Annotated in this window: 16 protein-coding genes; 6 read left to right on the forward strand and 10 right to left on the reverse strand. The window is 67.2% G+C overall.

Going from position 1 to position 15,927, the window contains the following annotated elements:
• Positions 1-21: 21 nt before the first annotated feature.
• A complete protein-coding gene (gene bluB / locus V1Y59_RS15890; RefSeq protein ID WP_330506035.1) occupies positions 22-651 on the reverse strand; it encodes a 5,6-dimethylbenzimidazole synthase in 630 nt (209 codons plus the stop codon).
• A gap of 94 nt (positions 652-745) precedes the next feature.
• On the opposite strand from bluB, the gene V1Y59_RS15895 reads away from it, so the two are divergent.
• The 4 genes from V1Y59_RS15895 (at position 746) to upp (ending at position 4,623) form a co-directional block, all read left to right on the forward strand.
• Positions 746-1,333, forward strand: coding sequence for a class I SAM-dependent DNA methyltransferase (locus V1Y59_RS15895; protein ID WP_330505930.1), 588 nt, complete (start codon positions 746-748; stop codon positions 1,331-1,333).
• A gap of 132 nt (positions 1,334-1,465) precedes the next feature.
• A complete protein-coding gene (locus V1Y59_RS15900) occupies positions 1,466-2,740 on the forward strand; it encodes a GTP cyclohydrolase II (protein ID WP_330506036.1) in 1,275 nt (424 codons plus the stop codon).
• A complete protein-coding gene (locus tag V1Y59_RS15905; protein ID WP_330505931.1) occupies positions 2,737-3,978 on the forward strand; it encodes a URC4/urg3 family protein in 1,242 nt (413 codons plus the stop codon). Before V1Y59_RS15900 ends, V1Y59_RS15905 begins: the two co-directional genes overlap by 4 nt.
• A 15-nt stretch (positions 3,979-3,993) precedes the next feature.
• Positions 3,994-4,623: a uracil phosphoribosyltransferase gene (gene upp, locus V1Y59_RS15910; protein ID WP_330505932.1), complete on the forward strand. Its 630-nt coding sequence runs from the start codon at positions 3,994-3,996 to the stop codon at positions 4,621-4,623.
• 11 nt (positions 4,624-4,634) lie between these two features.
• On the opposite strand, the gene V1Y59_RS15915 is transcribed toward upp, so the two are convergent.
• The 5 genes from V1Y59_RS15915 to V1Y59_RS15935 all read right to left on the reverse strand — a co-directional run bounded on the left by V1Y59_RS15915 (position 4,635) and on the right by V1Y59_RS15935 (position 8,811).
• Positions 4,635-5,357, reverse strand: coding sequence for a CPBP family intramembrane glutamic endopeptidase (locus V1Y59_RS15915; RefSeq protein ID WP_330505933.1), 723 nt, complete (start codon positions 5,355-5,357; stop codon positions 4,635-4,637).
• A gap of 85 nt (positions 5,358-5,442) precedes the next feature.
• Complete coding sequence (locus V1Y59_RS15920; RefSeq protein ID WP_330505934.1) at positions 5,443-6,045, reverse strand: TetR/AcrR family transcriptional regulator; 603 nt, start codon at positions 6,043-6,045, stop codon at positions 5,443-5,445.
• Positions 6,042-6,902 (reverse strand): ABC transporter ATP-binding protein, encoded by an 861-nt coding sequence (locus V1Y59_RS15925; protein ID WP_330505935.1) that lies wholly within the window; start codon positions 6,900-6,902, stop codon positions 6,042-6,044. The genes V1Y59_RS15920 and V1Y59_RS15925 overlap by 4 nt, the downstream gene beginning before the upstream one ends.
• On the reverse strand, positions 6,899-7,738 hold the full coding sequence (locus V1Y59_RS15930; RefSeq protein ID WP_330505936.1) for an ABC transporter ATP-binding protein: 840 nt from the start codon (positions 7,736-7,738) through the stop codon (positions 6,899-6,901). Before V1Y59_RS15930 ends, V1Y59_RS15925 begins: the two co-directional genes overlap by 4 nt.
• Positions 7,735-8,811, reverse strand: coding sequence for an ABC transporter permease (locus V1Y59_RS15935; RefSeq protein WP_330505937.1), 1,077 nt, complete (start codon positions 8,809-8,811; stop codon positions 7,735-7,737). The genes V1Y59_RS15930 and V1Y59_RS15935 overlap by 4 nt, the downstream gene beginning before the upstream one ends.
• Before the next feature lie 126 nt (positions 8,812-8,937).
• On the opposite strand from V1Y59_RS15935, the gene V1Y59_RS15940 reads away from it, so the two are divergent.
• Positions 8,938-9,903, forward strand: coding sequence for an arsenic resistance protein (locus tag V1Y59_RS15940; protein WP_330505938.1), 966 nt, complete (start codon positions 8,938-8,940; stop codon positions 9,901-9,903).
• A gap of 12 nt (positions 9,904-9,915) precedes the next feature.
• Here the strand turns inward: V1Y59_RS15940 and V1Y59_RS15945 are convergent, their stop codons facing one another.
• Positions 9,916-10,650, reverse strand: a complete 735-nt coding sequence (locus V1Y59_RS15945) for a glucose 1-dehydrogenase (RefSeq protein ID WP_330505939.1) — start codon at positions 10,648-10,650, stop codon at positions 9,916-9,918.
• A 125-nt stretch (positions 10,651-10,775) separates the two neighbouring features.
• Here V1Y59_RS15945 and V1Y59_RS15950 point away from each other — a divergent pair, with 125 nt between their 5' ends.
• Positions 10,776-11,861, forward strand: coding sequence for an NAD(P)H-dependent amine dehydrogenase family protein (locus V1Y59_RS15950; RefSeq protein WP_330505940.1), 1,086 nt, complete (start codon positions 10,776-10,778; stop codon positions 11,859-11,861).
• A 107-nt stretch (positions 11,862-11,968) separates the two neighbouring features.
• Here the strand turns inward: V1Y59_RS15950 and xylB are convergent, their stop codons facing one another.
• The 3 genes from xylB to V1Y59_RS15965 are packed head-to-tail and all read right to left on the reverse strand — an operon-like array spanning position 11,969 to position 15,902.
• The gene (xylB, locus tag V1Y59_RS15955) at positions 11,969-13,360 is read right to left on the reverse strand and encodes a xylulokinase (RefSeq protein WP_330505941.1); all 1,392 of its coding nucleotides are present in this window, start codon (positions 13,358-13,360) and stop codon (positions 11,969-11,971) included.
• A complete protein-coding gene (locus tag V1Y59_RS15960; RefSeq protein WP_330505942.1) occupies positions 13,357-14,841 on the reverse strand; it encodes a mannitol dehydrogenase family protein in 1,485 nt (494 codons plus the stop codon). Before V1Y59_RS15960 ends, xylB begins: the two co-directional genes overlap by 4 nt.
• Positions 14,838-15,902, reverse strand: a complete 1,065-nt coding sequence (locus tag V1Y59_RS15965; RefSeq protein WP_330506037.1) for an NAD(P)-dependent alcohol dehydrogenase — start codon at positions 15,900-15,902, stop codon at positions 14,838-14,840. Before V1Y59_RS15965 ends, V1Y59_RS15960 begins: the two co-directional genes overlap by 4 nt.
• Positions 15,903-15,927: the final 25 nt, after the last annotated feature.

Consider the following 15,927-nt stretch of genomic DNA (forward strand, 5'->3'; position numbering starts at 1 on the left):
CCCGCGAGTCGGTCTGCTCAATCAGGCGCTCGGCGCCGTGAATGTCTCGCGGTGCACGGCGTCGGCGAGCGGCCGCCGTGACCGCCAACCGAAACGTTCGAGATCGGGCACGGTCTGCAGCTGCGTGACCGGGCCGATGCACAGCCACGCGACGACGTCGAGACCTCTCGGCAGATCGATCAACCGGCGCACGGCATCAGGCCGATAGAAGGACACCCATCCCACGCCGAGGCCTTCGGCGGTCGCGGCGAGCCACAGGTTCTGAATCGCCAACCCCACCGACAACCGCCCGGTCTCCTCGACCGTGTGACGACCGAGCACATGGGGTCCTCCTCGACCCGCGTCGTAGGTGACCACGATGCCGGTACCGGACTGCTCGATGCCCTCGACGACGATCGGGTCGAAGGTCTGCGCGCGGTCGGCGGGCAACGACCGCGCGAAATCGGCGCGGCAGCCCGCGACGTGCTCGGCGAACGCGGCCAGGCGCCCCGGCTCCTGGATCACCACGAAATCCCACGGCTGGGTGTTGCCCACACTCGGCGCCGCATGCGCGGCCGACAGCACCCGCCACAACCGTGCCTCGTCGACCACGTCTCCGCTGAACTCGTTCCGCACGTCGCGTCGGCTCGCGATCGCCTCGTAGATGTCCATCCCCACCACACTTCCCGGTCCGGGCACACACACCACGTCCGGGGTCCGCGGGCGGTCCGATACACGGTCTCCCGAACGATGGCACGATGGGCCGATGGCGACGCGATGGGACGACACGAACGCCCCCAAGGGCGACAAGTACGACGAACGCTGGCAGCATCTGTTGTCCGCCGGACAGAACATCCACGGCCAAGCGGACCTGGTGCAATCGTTGATCGGTGACAGGACCGATCAGCGGATCCTCGACGCGGGCTGCGGAACCGGCCGCGTCGCGATCGAACTCCGCCGCCGGGGATTCGCCGTGGTCGGTGTCGACTCCGACGATCACATGCTGTCCACCGCCAGACGCAACGGACCCGACGTCCCCTGGGTACTCGCCGACCTCGCCGAACTGGACACGAACATCGAAGGCACCTTCGAGCTCGCGGTTCTCGCCGGCAACGTGATGATCTTCCTCGAGCCGGACACCGAGGGGCGGGTTCTCGACCAGCTGTCCCAGCGGATCGAGCCGGGCGGTCTGCTGGTCGCCGGATTCTCGCTGCGCGAGGATCGGCTGTCCCTCGCCGACTACGACGATCTCGCAGAGCGATCCGGCTTCGACCTGGTCGACAGGTGGTCGACGTGGGACCGTGATCCGTTCGACGGCGACGACTATGCGGTATCGGTGCACCGTCGTCGCTGATCTGCGGTATCAGAGGTCGCCGAACCGACCGATCGTCGGAGATCTGTTATCTCCTCGCCCAGCATCTGTTCCCTGCAGTCGCTATGCTGGCGCTTCCACTGGCGCCGATGGGCCGCACGGACAGGAGCGATGATGACCTCAGATCTGAGTCCGGACGCGCTGCCGCCCGCATCGTCCGGTCACATCCGACTGACCTCTCACAGCGGCGGACTCGACGCGCTCCCGATCCGATGGGGCGCACCGACCCCGGCCGAACGCGGACCCGTCGTCGGCACCACCTCGCGCCGTTCGCACCGAAATGTCATCGGCACCCACAGCGGCTCGTACAGCGTCTATCGCGCGCTGGCCGTCGCCGCGGGCGCGCTGTCCCGGGAACACCGCGCCGACCTCACCGACACCGCACCCACCGATGTCGTCGGCCCGCACCCGCAATGGTCGGAACCCGACCGCATCGTCAGCCTCGATCCGTGGGGGGCGGTCACCTCCGATGTGTTCGCCGACCGGTTGGCCGCCGGACACGACATCCGTCCGACCATCGCGATCACCAAGGCCCACGTGATCCTTCCCGAGATCGCCGACGCCATCGCGCAGGGACGACTGCGACCCGACGGCCGGTTCCTTCTCGACTCCGGCGCCGCGCTCGTCACCAAGGCTGCCGTCGAACCGGTGTGGTACCTGCCCGGGGTCGCTCAGCGATTCGGATGTACCGAGGCCGCGCTCCGGCGCGTGCTGTTCGAGGAGACCGGCGGGATGTACCCGGAGCTCGTCACCCGATCCGACCTCGAGGTCTTCCTCCCGCCGATCGGTGGTCAAACCGTCTACATCTTCGGCAGCGCAACCGATCTCGTGAACCCGGAGGTCGAGCTCACCGCACGCGTACACGACGAGTGCAACGGATCGGACGTCTTCGGTTCCGACATCTGCACGTGCCGGCCGTATCTGACACATGCGATCGAGGAATGCATCCTCTGCGCACAACGCGGAGGTGTCGGGCTGGTCGCCTATTCACGTAAAGAAGGACGCGCGCTCGGCGAGGTCACCAAGTTCCTCGTCTACAACGCACGGAAACGGCAGGTCGGCGGAGACACCGCAGAGCAGTACTTCGCACGGACCGAATGCGTTGCGGGCGTGCAGGACATGCGGTTTCAGGAGTTGATGCCCGATGTGCTGCACTGGCTCGGTATCCGGAAGATCCACCGTCTGGTGTCGATGAGCAACATGAAGTACGACGCCATCACCGGTTCGGGCATCGAGGTCGGCGAACGGGTCAACATCCCCGATGAACTCATCCCCGCCGATGCTCAGGTCGAGATCGACGCGAAGATGGCAGCCGGCTACTTCACCCCGGGTCAGGTGCCGGACGCAGCGGAACTGGGCAAGGCCAAGGGCAGGGGCCTGGGCACGTGACGATCGACCTGCCGGAGGTCACCGGCGCGCAGCGCGCCGCCGGGACACTCCGGTCCACCACGGCCATCCGGCAACGGGCCGGCGCGCTCACCGAGCGCGCCCGTGCCGGAGATTCCACCTGGTTCGTCGTCGACGACGACGCCCTACCGGCCGCCGCGGCCGAGGTCGTGACCGTGACGCGACGCCGATATCCCGAGCTCGACATCCCATTCCACAGTCGCTGGCGACATTTCGAGGCCGGTGGTACGGATCGGACCGACCGGATCCGCCGACTCCTGCCCGACGATCGGGCAGCCCAGGCGAGGTCGCTCATCGACCTGGCGGTCGTCAGTGTTCTCCTCGACGCCGGTGCAGGTCCGGACTGGTCGTACGTCGAGGCGGACACCGGCCTGCGAATAGGGCGTTCCGAAGGTCTCGCAGTCGCGTGCTGGCATGCCTTCGTCGATGGCCTGTTTTCCACCGATCCCGACCGGCCGATGCAGGTCGATGCCGCCGGTCTGCGTCGGCTGACCGTCGCCGATCTCGGCACCGCTTTCCAGGTCGACGACCGCAACCCACTCGTCGGGCTCGACGGACGCGTGGAGTTGCTGCGGCGGCTCGGGACCACCATGGGCGAGCGTGCCGACGTCTTCGGCGACGATCGCCGGCCCGGCCACCTCTACGACGCGCTGGCAGGAGCCGGCACCACCGCGGTCGACGCCCATGCCATCCTCGACCTGTTGTTGACCACCACCTCGGGGATCTGGTTGTCCGGCAACACGCTCGGCGGGGTCCCGCTGGGCGACTGCTGGCGCCACAAAGCCGTGCGCGGCGACGGATTGACCGACGGATGGATGCCGTTCCACAAATTGTCACAGTGGTTGACGTATTCACTGCTCGAGCCGTTCGTATGGGCCGGCCATGGTGTCGACGGCCTCGATTCCCTGACCGCACTGCCGGAATACCGCAACGGCGGTCTGCTGCTCGATACCGGTGTCCTGCGGCTCCGCGATCCCGATGTCGCGGAACACCGCTGGGCCGCAGGCGACGAGCTCGTCGTGGAATGGCGGGCGCTGACCATCACGCTGATCGACGAGATCGCGCAGGAGGTACGCCGCGAGCTCGCGGTCGACGCCGACCGACTCCCGTTGGCCTGTGTGCTGGAAGGGGGCACGTGGGCGGCCGGCCGGGAATGCGCCCGGGCACGGCGCGGCGGCCTGCCTCCCCTCGACATCGCCAGTGACGGCACCGTTTTCTGACCGAAGGATCCCGACATGGACGACGTGGTTCTCATCGACCATCCGCTGGTACAGCACAAGCTGACACTCATGCGGCGAAAGGACACGTCCACCAACGATTTTCGTCGCCTTCTCACCGAGATATCAACCCTCATGGCGTACGACGTCCTACACGACATCCCGATGCATCCGGTGACCATCGAGACCCCGTTCGAGACGACCACCGCTAACGTGATCGACGGCAAGAAGCTGGTGTTCGCTTCGATCCTGCGGGCGGGCACCGGCATCGTCGACGGCATGCTGACGGTGGTTCCGGGTGCGCGGGTGGGCCACATCGGCCTCTACCGTGACCCCAAGACCAGGATTGCCGTCGAGTACTACTTCAAGATGCCCGGCGATCTCGCTGAACGTGACGTGGTCGTCGTCGATCCGATGCTGGCGACGGGCCATTCCGCGGTGGCCGCCGTCGACCGCATCAAGGAGTACTCGCCCCGCTCGATCAAGTTCGTGTGCCTGTTGGCCTGTCCGCAGGGCATCGACATGCTCAGGTCTGCTCATCCCGACGTCCCGATCTTCACGGCCGCGGTCGATCGGGAGCTCGACGAGAACGGCTACATCGTGCCCGGGATCGGCGACGCCGGGGACCGGATCTTCGGCACCACCTAGCGTCCATACGGTCAGGACGGCAGGTGCCACGCCACGGCAGCTCCCACCGCGCCGGTGGCGTTCAGCGCCCAGTGCAGGGCGACGGGCGCCAGCAGACTCGTCGTGCGATGGCGAAGCCAGCCGAACACGAAACCCGCGGCGGTCGTCGCGGCGACGGCACCGGCGATGCCCAGGATCTGACCGATCGCGCCGGAGCCGAGCACCGAGCGCAGACCTTCGTTGCCCTCGGTGAGTCCCATGGACGACCCGACGTGCCACAGCCCGAACGCTGCCGCACCGAGACCCAGCGTGGTGCGCACGCCGAACAGCCGGCCCAGCGACCCCTGCAGAACACCACGGAACAACAGTTCCTCGGGTAGCACCGTCTGCAACGGGATGGTCACCAGCGCGGCGAACAGGGCTGCGGTCGCACTGTCGAAACGATCCGACAAGAAGAACTGACGCGTCGCCGGGATGGCGACGGCCACCGTCACGATCCCGAACACGGCGACCACCGCCGCCACCGCGTAGGGGACGCCGGATCGCAGCTCTCCGCGGCTCAATCCCATCTCGCGCCACTGCAGACCCACAAGCCGGGCCACGCCGACGACGATGACCGCCCCGAGGGGCACAGCGAGGACGGCGACCGGGCTCCCGGCGAGGTGGGCGGTGAGGTTGATCGCGACCAGAGCTGCGACAACGGCGGCGAGCAGAACCACCGAGCGCACTCGCGCGGCGTTGTCGGGGCGGATCATCGCGTCCTTCCTGGCGACGTTGGGACCATTGTGCCCCATGGTCTTCCGGGGTGGGCCGGTGTCGATGTCCCGGACCCGGCGCCGGCTACAACTCCCCGAACAGATAGTTGTCGATGGTGGGGCCCACACTCCGCCCCAGTTCGGCCGCCGTCGCGGTCTCGATCTCGCCGACCTTCATGACATAGCGCGCCAGCACCAGCCCGAACATCTGCGAGACCACGAGCGCGATCCGCCGTTCCCGATGATCGGCGCGTGCGACGTCGCCGAACACTGTGGTCGCGACACCGACGAAGAACTCGCGTAGCCGGTCGGCGACCTCATCGTGGGTCACCGCGACCCTGAGCAGTGCGACCGCACGCGACCGCTGTTGCGGATTGTCCTCCCAGAAGCCGACGGCACGTTCCACGAACTCACGTCCCACACCGGTACCGCGGTCGGCGATGCCGGCGAACAGGGTGGTGGGATCGATCTCCGGACGCAGGGCCGCGACGAGGAGGTCGTTCTTGGTGCCGAAGTAATGATGGATGAGTGCCGGATCGACGCCTGCGCGGCTGCCGATCGCGCGCATGGTTGTTCGTTCGAATCCCCGCTCCGCAAACATTTCTCGAGCGGCATCGAGGATCTGTCCACGCTTGTTGTCCCCGGTGTCGTCGAGCCTGGGCCGACCGCGGCCCCGTGCCCCCGTCATCGCTCCCGAGCGAGAACCAGCATCCGCTCCTCGATGGTGGCGCGCACCGGTCTGATCTCCGCTTCGACGCCGGCCGCCGACAACGCCTCGTCGATGGTCGCGGGGTCGGTGTCGGGCACCCGAATCGCTCGGCCGTCCAGGATCACCGGTATGTCGGCAGCGTTGAGGATCGCGAAGGTCCGAGCCCAGTCCGGCGTGTGCACCGCGACGGCGCGGGTGTCCCCGATGATGTCGTCCTCGCTCCCCGACCCCACCAGCCTGCCACCGGCCATCAGGAGCAGTCGGTCACATTGCTGCGCCTCTTCCATGTAGTGGGTGGTGACCAGGACCCCGGCCCCGCCGTCGGCCTGTGCCCTGATCGTGTCCCACAGCTCGGCTCGGGACAGCGCGTCGACTCCGGAGGTCGGCTCGTCGAGCACCAGCACCTCGGGATGGTGTGCCAAGGCCACGACGAAGGCCGTCTGCCGTTGCGCACCGAGGGCGAGGTCGCCGACGAGCGTGTTCCGGACATCGGCCAGTGCGGCGGGCAGATCGGGGATGGCGGCGTCGTATGCGGCGGCGCTGAATGACAGGTTCTCGACCACCGTGAGGTCTCGGTAGAGCCCCAGATTCTGCGGCACGTAGCCCATCCGGGCCCGGTGCGTTCGGTCGGGCGGACCGCCGAGCAGTTCGACCGCGCCCTCGGTGGTCGCCAGCAACCCCAACAACATGCGGATCAACGTCGTCTTGCCGGCACCGTTGGCGCCGAGCAGGCCGACCACCTCGCCCGGCCGCACGGTCATCGACACCGAGTCGACGGCGGTGAAGTCACCGAACCGACGGGTGACCGAGTCGGCACGCAACACCTCGTCGCTCATGATGCCGGCTCCTCGTGTCGTCGCGACATCGACAAGGCGATGACGATGTCCTCCAGATCTGGTGTCACCGTCTGCGCATCGGTGTCGGGACTCCCCTGCGCCCAGTACTCGTGGCGTCGTCTCCCCCGCCGCCACGACCACTCCGGCCGGACGGGCACGTCGGCGGCGGTGATGACCCCGGTGAATGCCGTGCGTACCTCGTCGTAGGACCCCTGGGTGAGGATCCGTCCATCGTCGAGCACGACCAGGTGCCCCGCCCGTTCTGCCTCGTCGAGGTAGGTCGTCGACATCACCACCGCCGCCCCGTCGGCCGCGGCCTCGGAGATCATGCGCCACAGATCGATTCGACTCACCGGATCGACACCGGTGCTCGGTTCGTCGAGAACCAGCAGACCCGGTCGATGGAGCATCGCCATCGCCGCGCCGAGCTTGCGTCGCATCCCGCCCGAGAGGGCCGATGCGAGGCGATCGGCGGCCACCCGAAGACCTGCCCGATCGATGGCGCCTTCGCGTCGCTCGACCAGTTCGTCACCCGAGAGCCCGTAGATCCCGCCGACGAAATCCAGGTTCTGCCGGACCGTCAGCGCAGCCCAGCTGCCGGGCCCGGCGGACAGGAACCCGATCTCGTGCTTGGCCGGTGCCTCGATCGAGCCGCTGTCCGGGCCCACCTCGCCGACGAACGCCCGCAGCAGCGTCGACTTACCCGCACCGTCTCCACCGACGAGCGCGACGACCTGCCCGGCCGGTACCTCGACGGTGACGTCATCGAGAGCCGTTCGGTCACCGAAACTCACCGACACCGATCGGGCTGCGGCGACGGCACTCGGGGCGGTCATGCCACGTCCGCGTCGGTCGCCTCAGTGGATGTCGGTGAGGCCGGCGGCGGCGACTTCTTCACATCGGGGGCAAGGTCTCGGCGGAATCGCAGTGTGGCCCCGGTGAACACGACCACCGCCATCACCGCGAGCACGACCAGCGGCAGCCACAGCGAATCGATCGGGGCATCGCGCAGCATCACCCCCTGGGAGATCATCGTGAAGTAGGTCAGCGGAAGCAGGTACCCGATCCACCGCACCCCGGCCGCCATCGCATCCAGCGGGAAGATCATGCCGGACAACAGGATCTGGGGAAGAAGGAACAGGAACGCGGTCTGGATCGCCTGCCCGGTGGTCTGCGAGATGGTGGATATCAGCACGCCGAGACCGAGGACGACGAACAAGAAGATCCCGGCACCGAGCGCGAACACGAGGACGTTGCCGTTGAACGGGACGCCGAAGAGGACCATGCCGAGGACCGTGACGACCACCATGTCGATGGCGGCGAGGATGAAGTACGGCACGATCTTCCCGAGGATCACCTGGCTGGGCCGTATCGGCATGACGGCAAGCTGTTCCAGTGTCCCCGCCTCACGTTCGCGAACCAGGCCGATGCTGGTGATGATGGTGCCGATGAAGGTGAGGATCAGTCCGATGATCGCCGGCACCATGACCCACGATGTCTCGAGGTCCGGGTTGAACAAGATGTCGGTCCGGATCCGATCTCCCAGCCGGTTCAGCACCGAGACCGTCGACTGCGCGGCGAACAGGTTCGAACCGTCCACATACGCCACCGGTTGCTCGCCGGGACCGCCGGTCACGATGGCCACGTCGACCTTGTTCTCCCGCAACATGTCCCGTGCCTGCGCCGCTCCGTCGGCCTCATTCGTCTCGGTGACCTCGAAGTACGACGGCAGACTGTTCTCGACTTGCGCGGCGGCGGGGCCGACCACAGCGGTCTGGACCGACGACACGTAGAAATTGGCTGCGTATCCGAAGATCACCAGCAGCAGCAGCGGCAGAACGATCAGCATGGCCAGGGTGCGGGGGTCCCGCCGGAGTTCGCGAAATTCCTTGAGAATCATGGCGCGCATGATCGGAGCGTATGACTGCGGGATGCTGTGGTCAACGGTTGTTGAATAAATTCATTCTGGCGCGACACGGTCGGCGATCTGGATACGGTCGGCGGAGCGTTCGCGCCGTCGGACACAATGGGCCTTGTGCGTCCGCCTGCCGCTCTTCCGGAGACCATGGAGCGACATCAGGTCGCGATCTATCTGGCTGCCGTGGCAGTCGGGGCGGGGCTGGGGCTGTCGATGCCGAATTGGCAGTCCTCGCTGGAAATCGCGATCAATCCCGCGATCGCAGGTTTGCTGTATGTGACGTTCCTGCAGGTCCCCATGGCGACGCTCGGGAAGTCGTTGCGGGACAGCCGTTTCATGGCGGTACTGCTGGCCGTCAACTTCGTGGTGGTCCCGATCGTGGTCGGAGTGCTGTTCAGCCTGCTGCCGGACGAGCCGGCCATCCGGATCGGTGTCCTGCTCGTGCTGCTGTGTCCCTGTGTCGACTATGTGATCGTGTTCAGCGGTCTGGCCGGCGGTGCCGGACATCGGTTGCTGGCGGCGACGCCGATCCTTTTGCTCGCGCAGATGGTGCTCCTGCCCGTCTATCTCACGATCTTCATGGGGTCAGAGATCGCCGACGTCGTCGAACCCGAACCGTTCGTGGTTGCGTTCGTCGTGCTGATCGCGGTGCCGCTCGCGGCTGCTTGGTCGACGCAGGCGGCGGCCCGGTCGGTTGCGCAGATCGACCGCTTCCGGGTCGGGGTGAGCACTCTGATGGTGCCGCTTGTTGTCGTGGTCCTGGTCGTGGTGGTCGCTTCCCAGATGGCCACGCTCGGTGACCATGTCCGCGACATCGTCGAGTTGATCCCCGTGTACGTGGTGTTCCTGGCGGTGATGGCCGGACTCGGGTTGCTGATAGCTCGGCGCGCCGGTCTGGATCTGCCCCTGCGCCGCGCGATCGCGTTCTCGGGGGCCACCCGGAACTCATTGGTGGTGTTGCCCCTCGCCCTCGCGCTGCCCGCCGGCTTCGAGGTCGCAGGCGCGGTGGTGGTGACCCAGACGGTCGTCGAGGTCGTCGGGATGGTCGCGTTGGTGGCGATCATCCCGAGGATCACCCGATGAGTCGCGCGGTGGTCACTTGTGCGGCACGTCGGCGGTCAGTCCGCCGTCCATGACGAACTCGCTTCCGGTTGCGTAGGAGGACTCGTCGCTGGCGAGGAAGACGACGAAGGTCGCGACCTCGTCGGACTCCGCCGGCCTACCCAGCGGAATCTTGACGAGATCCTCGGGGAGCCCTTCGGTCATCGGCGTCCGGATCAGGCCGGGATGAATGGAGTTGACCCTGATGTTGTGCGAGGCCAGTTCCAACGCAGCCGATTTCGCCAGACCGCGGACGCCCCACTTGGTGGCGACGTAGCCGTGGGCCCACGGGCTGCCCCGCAGACCTTCGACCGATGACACGTTGATGATCGAACCGCCGCCGGCGGCGATCATCGGGTCCACCGCCGCCTGCATCCCGAGGAATGTGCCGGTGAGATTGACGTCGAGGATCTGCTTCCATTTGTCGAGCCGGAACTTGCGCAACTCGGCACCGTTCACGATCCCCGCATTGTTCACCAGGACGTTGAGCGCGCCGAAGTCGTCGACGGCTGCCGACACCGCGCTCGTCCAGTCATCCGGAGAGGTCACGTCGAGGTGGACATACCGTGCGGCCGCGCCGAGGTCGTCGGCGAGCGCCTTGCCCTCGTCGTCGAGGATGTCGCCGATCACCACCTTCGCCCCCTCGTCGACGAGCATGCGTGCGTGCGCCGCACCCATCCCCCGCGAACCGCCGCTGATCAACGCCACCTTGCCGTCTACACGTCCCATGGCGAGGAAGGTTACCTGGTCAAGAGGCAAATGAGAACAGGTTCTATCAATCCATCGCGCGGCGTGATCTACTAGATGGACACTAGTCCGGACATTTGTTCACCTGACCAGGCAAGGAGTGATCGATGGCCATCCGAGTGGGCCACGTCGGTACCGGGAACGTCGGGCGGCTGGCGCTGCGTCAACTGATCGGCGACGCACGGTTCGACCTCGTCGGCGTGTGCGTGTCGAACCCGGAGAAGGTCGGCAAAGACGCTGCAGAGCTCGCCGAGATCGACGCCGGGCCGACCGGCGTCACCGCGACCACCGATCTCGACGCCCTCATCGCGACCGAACCGGATTGCGTCGTCTACTGCGCCATGGGCGACACCCGCCCCGTCGAGGCCTTCGACGACTGCGTCCGCCTCCTCGCCGCGGGAATCGATGTCGTCGGGTCGGCGCCGAATACCCTGCAGTACCCCTGGGGTGTTATGCCGGACAAGGTCATCAAGAAGCTCGAGTCGACGGCCACCGACAACGAGGCGAGCATCTTCATCACGGGCGTGGATCCGGGCTTCGCCAACGACCTCATCCCGTTCGCCCTCGCCGGGACCTGTCAGCAGGTCGAACAGATCCGCTGCATGGAGATCGCCGACTACGCCACCTACGACGGCGCAACCGTGATGTTCGACGTCATGGGTTTCGGCAAACCGATGGACGAGACACCGATGCTCTTCCTTCCGGGAATTCTGGGAATGGCTTGGGGCACAACGATTCGTCAACTCGCCGCCGGCCTCGGCGTCACCGTGGACGAGATCGTCGAGCACTACGAGGAGGAGGCGGCGCCCGAGGCCTTCGACGTCGCCACGGGTCGCGTCGAGAAGGGAACCCGCGCCGCCGTCCGATTCGAGATCATCGGGATGGCGGAGGGCAGACCGGCGATCGTCGTCGAACATGTCACCCGTCTCCGCGGAGATCTCGGTGCGCAGTGGCCGCAACCGGCCCAGCCCGGCGGCTGCTATCGGGTCGAGATCGTCGGGGAACCCGCCTACCGTGTCGACATCTGTCCATCCAGCGAGCGCGGCGACCACAACCACGCGGCGATCGTCGCGGCGGCCGGCCGGATCGTCAACGCCATCCCGAGCGTCGTCGACGGCCCGTCGGGAATCCGCACCACCCTCGACCTGCCATTGATCACGGGCGCGGGCACTTTCGTCGGCGCCCCTTCGTGACGCTCGGCTAGCGCCTCGCTCCTCAGGGATCGAAATGAGACGCCCCACCCGACCCCTGAGGAATCCCGGAGCCTGCGAAGGGATGTCACGAAGGGGCCCCCGCTCCGTCAGCCCCGCAGCACCAGATCCGCGGCCTCGCGGTAGCGCGCGTATACCTGCGGGTCGGCCGCCCCAGCTGTCCGCTCCTCGGCCGGCACCTCCCAGCCCGGGAGCTCGCCGGTCGCGGCCCACGCCGCCTGCCGCGCGGCACCGAGTGCGACGTACTCGCCCGCATCGGGGATGTGCACGGTGCGACCGAAGAGATCGGGTGCGATGTCCCGCACCGCCGCCGACCGCATCCCACCGCCGATCATCAGGACGCGGTCGAGGTCCACACCCTGGCCTCGCACCAACTCCAGGCAGTACAGGAGTGAGCACAGCAAGCCCTCGACGGCGGCGCGCGCCACGTTCTCCGGGGACCAGTTGTCGGTGGTGACGCCGATCAGCGACCCGGTCGCGTCCGGCAGGTTCGGTGTGCGTTCGCCTGCGAGGTAGGGCACGAACACCAGCCCGCCCGCCCCGTGCTCCGCGGAAAGAGCGAGGGTGCCGAAGTCGTCGAGATCGACGCCCAACATCCGGGCGGTCGCAGCCAATACCGGGGCACCGTTGAGGGTGCACACCAGCGGAAGATGTCGGCCGGTGGCGTCCGCGAAACCGGCGACCAGGCCGTCGGCGTCGCGCGGTGGTGTCCCGGAGACCGCACTGACCACCCCTGAGGTTCCCAGTGAAACGACACAATCACCCGGGCCCACCGCCAATCCCAGTGCAGCAGCGGCATTGTCGCCGGCCCCCGCTCCGATCATCTTGCCGCCGGGGGTGGTTCCGGCGGTATCGGCCGGACCGAGAACCCTCGGGAGCACCGGCCGACGCCCACCGAAGGCGATGTCGAGCACGTCGTCGCGATAGCTGTCCGATGCCGCCGAGTAGTAACCGGTCCCCGATGCGTCACTGCGATCGGTGGTCAGTTCGTGGATGTCCGTCCCGCCGCGCAGTCGCCAGGTGAGCCAATCGTGCGGCAGACACACCGCCGCAGTCGCATCGGCGAGGTCGGGTTCGTTGTCGGCCAGCCAACGCAGTTTGGTCGCGGTGATCGAGGCGACCGGGACGACGCCGACCTGATCCGCCCACTCCGCTGCGCCACCGAGCTCGTCGATGAGTGTGATGGCACTGCCCGCCGATCGGGTGTCGTTCCACAACAACGCATCCCGCACCACCTGTCCATCACGATCCAGACAGATCAGGCCGTGCTGTTGACCGGCGACCGATAGGGCCGCAACGTCATCCAGTCCGCCTGCGGACTCGATGGCTCTCTGCAGCGCATCCCACCAGTGATCGGGGTGCACTTCGGTGCCCGGCGGGTGCGGCGCGGACCCGCTCCGGACGACGCCGCCGGTGGCCGCGTCGCAGACGAGGACCTTGCACGATTGCGTCGAGGAGTCGACCCCTGCGACCAGTGTCATGCCAGCAGCCCCTCGAGGGTTGCCCGTGCGCCTTCACTCCGTAGGGATTCCAGGGCGGCCAGATACGGTTTGGTGAACCGTTCGTCGCCGGCCAGGTCGCCGAACAGGCTCGCGTCCGATACGAAAGCCAGCGGTTCGGAACGCGACCTCACTGCGGCCGAGACCATCCGCTCCGACAGCGGGTCCACCACCGTGATCTCGGCACCGTCCTCGTCGACGCCCTCGGCGTACCGGGTCCAGGACGCGACCACCGCGGCAGAAAGGGTGACATCTCCCCCGTTGTCGAGCCGGTCTCGGATGACGGGCACCAGCCACTTGGGGATTCGGTCCGAGGAGTCCTGGCACAACCTCGCGATCGTGTCGGCGATCGCGGAGTTGCCGAACCGGTCGATCAGGGTTTCGGTGTAGGAGTCCAGGTCGACTCCGGGCACCGGCTGCAACGTCGGACGTCCCTCCTGGGACATGTAGCGGCGCAACAGCTCGGCGATCAGCGGTTCGGTAGTCGCGTCATGGACGTACCGGTACCCCATCAGATATCCGAAGTAGCACAGCGTCTGATGGCCGGCGTTGAGCAGCCGCAATTTCATCAATTCGTAGGGCGTCACATCGTCGACGACCTGCACGCCGACGTCCTCGAGGGCGGGACGCCCCATCGAGAAGGCGTCTTCGAGCACCCATTGGGTGAACGGTTCGGCGACAACCGGCCACCGGTCGTCGATGCCGGTCCGCTCGCGGACCTCGACGCGCAGTTCCTTGGGTGTGGCGGGGGTGATGCGGTCGACCATCGAGTTGGGGAAACGGGTGTGGTCGGCGATCCAGTCGGCCAGATCGGGGTCCTTGCGGCGGGCGAATGCGAGGAACGTCGACTCGGCGACATGGCCGTTGCCGGCGATGTTGTCACACGACATGACGGTGAACGACTCGATACCGCGTGCCCGACGACGACGCAGCGCCTCGGTGACCAGACCGAACACGGTACGGGGCACCGCACCGTCGGCGAGGTCGGCGACGATGTCGGGGTTGTCGAGGTCGAACTCGCCGGTGGACGGCGAGAAGTTGTAGCCCCCCTCGGTCACGGTGAGTGAGACGATGCGGGTGGCCGGTGCGGCCAGCTGTTCAACGACGCCGTCGGGATCGTCCGGCGCATACAGATACTTGATGATCGAACCCACGATCGTGGTCTCCACCGCACCGTCGGGATGACGAAGGGTCAGCGTGTAGAGACCGTCCTGCGGTACCAGCGCATCACGCATCGCGGCGTCGGGCGGCCGCACCCCGACACCACAGATCCCCCAATCCGACGCGGCCTCCGCGTCGGCGGCGAACAGTCGGTCCAGATACATTGCCTCGTGCGCCCGGTGGAATCCACCGACCCCGAAGTGGACGATGCCGCAACCCATCTGCGACCGGTCGTATTCGGGGGTCGAGACGCTGCGGATCTCCGCGAGCTCCGCCTGACTCAGCTCGTGTGTGTCGGTCACGGGTGCACGTCCTCTACTGTGTCGGATTCCGCCGATTCCGGCGACTGGATGGGTGTGGCCGGCGGCGTCCCGCCGGGATAGACGATCGCCTTGATGCTGCCGGGTGTGCGGTCGCTCTCGAGAGCTGCTCGGACGTCGTCGAGCCCGAAACGTCCCGTGATCATCGCGTCGAGATCGACGCGCCCCGAGGTGATGAGGGACAGCGCCGCCGGCCAGGTGTTGGCATAACGGAACACCCCGGTCAGGACGATCTCACGGTTCTGGATCACGCTGGTGGGCAGCGACATCTCGTCGGCGCCCATGCCGACCAGTACCGCACGCCCGGCTGGGCGAAGCGCACGTACACCGGCGGTGACCGCAGCCGGGACTCCGCTGGCATCGATGAACGCCGAGACATCGGCGATCTCGGCGCCGGGCTCGACGACCTCGGTCGCGCCGAACCGCGGTGCGATCGCCTGTCGCACCGCGTCCGGTTCGCTCACCACGATCCGATCCGCGCCTGCCGCCCGCGCGACCTGCGCACACATCAGTCCGATGGGTCCGGCGCCTGCGATGAGCACGGAGTCCCCCATCGTCACCTCGGCTTTGCGGATGGCGGTGATTCCGACGGAGAGGGGTTCACACAGCGCCGCGGCGTCGTCGCCGACCGAGTCGGGCACCGCATGCGCGAACGCGGCACCGATCGTGACGTACTCGCACAGCGCACCGTCGACCGGAGGTGTGGCGTAGAAGCGCATGCGAGGGCACAGATTGTAGTGACCGCGACGCGACTCGTCTGTCGACGGGTCCGGACACTGCGGCTCGATTGACACCCGCTGCCCCACACGGGATTTTGGAACTCCATCCCCGACTCCGACGATGACCCCGGCCGCCTCGTGGCCCAGCACGATCGGATGCTCGACGACATGCGTGCCGATACGACCGTGGCGCAGATAGTGGGTGTCGGAACCACATACACCGACGGCGAGTACCCGGATGAGGACTTCGCCGGGGCGGGGGCGGGGTATGGGCCGTTCTTCCACGAGAAGGCGACCGTCCGGGTACAGCACACTCGCTCGCATGCTCGTGATCGCCAGATCACTCACG

This window comes from Gordonia prachuapensis, from assembly GCF_036350515.1.
Classification (GTDB): Bacteria; Actinomycetota; Actinomycetes; order Mycobacteriales; family Mycobacteriaceae; genus Gordonia; species Gordonia prachuapensis.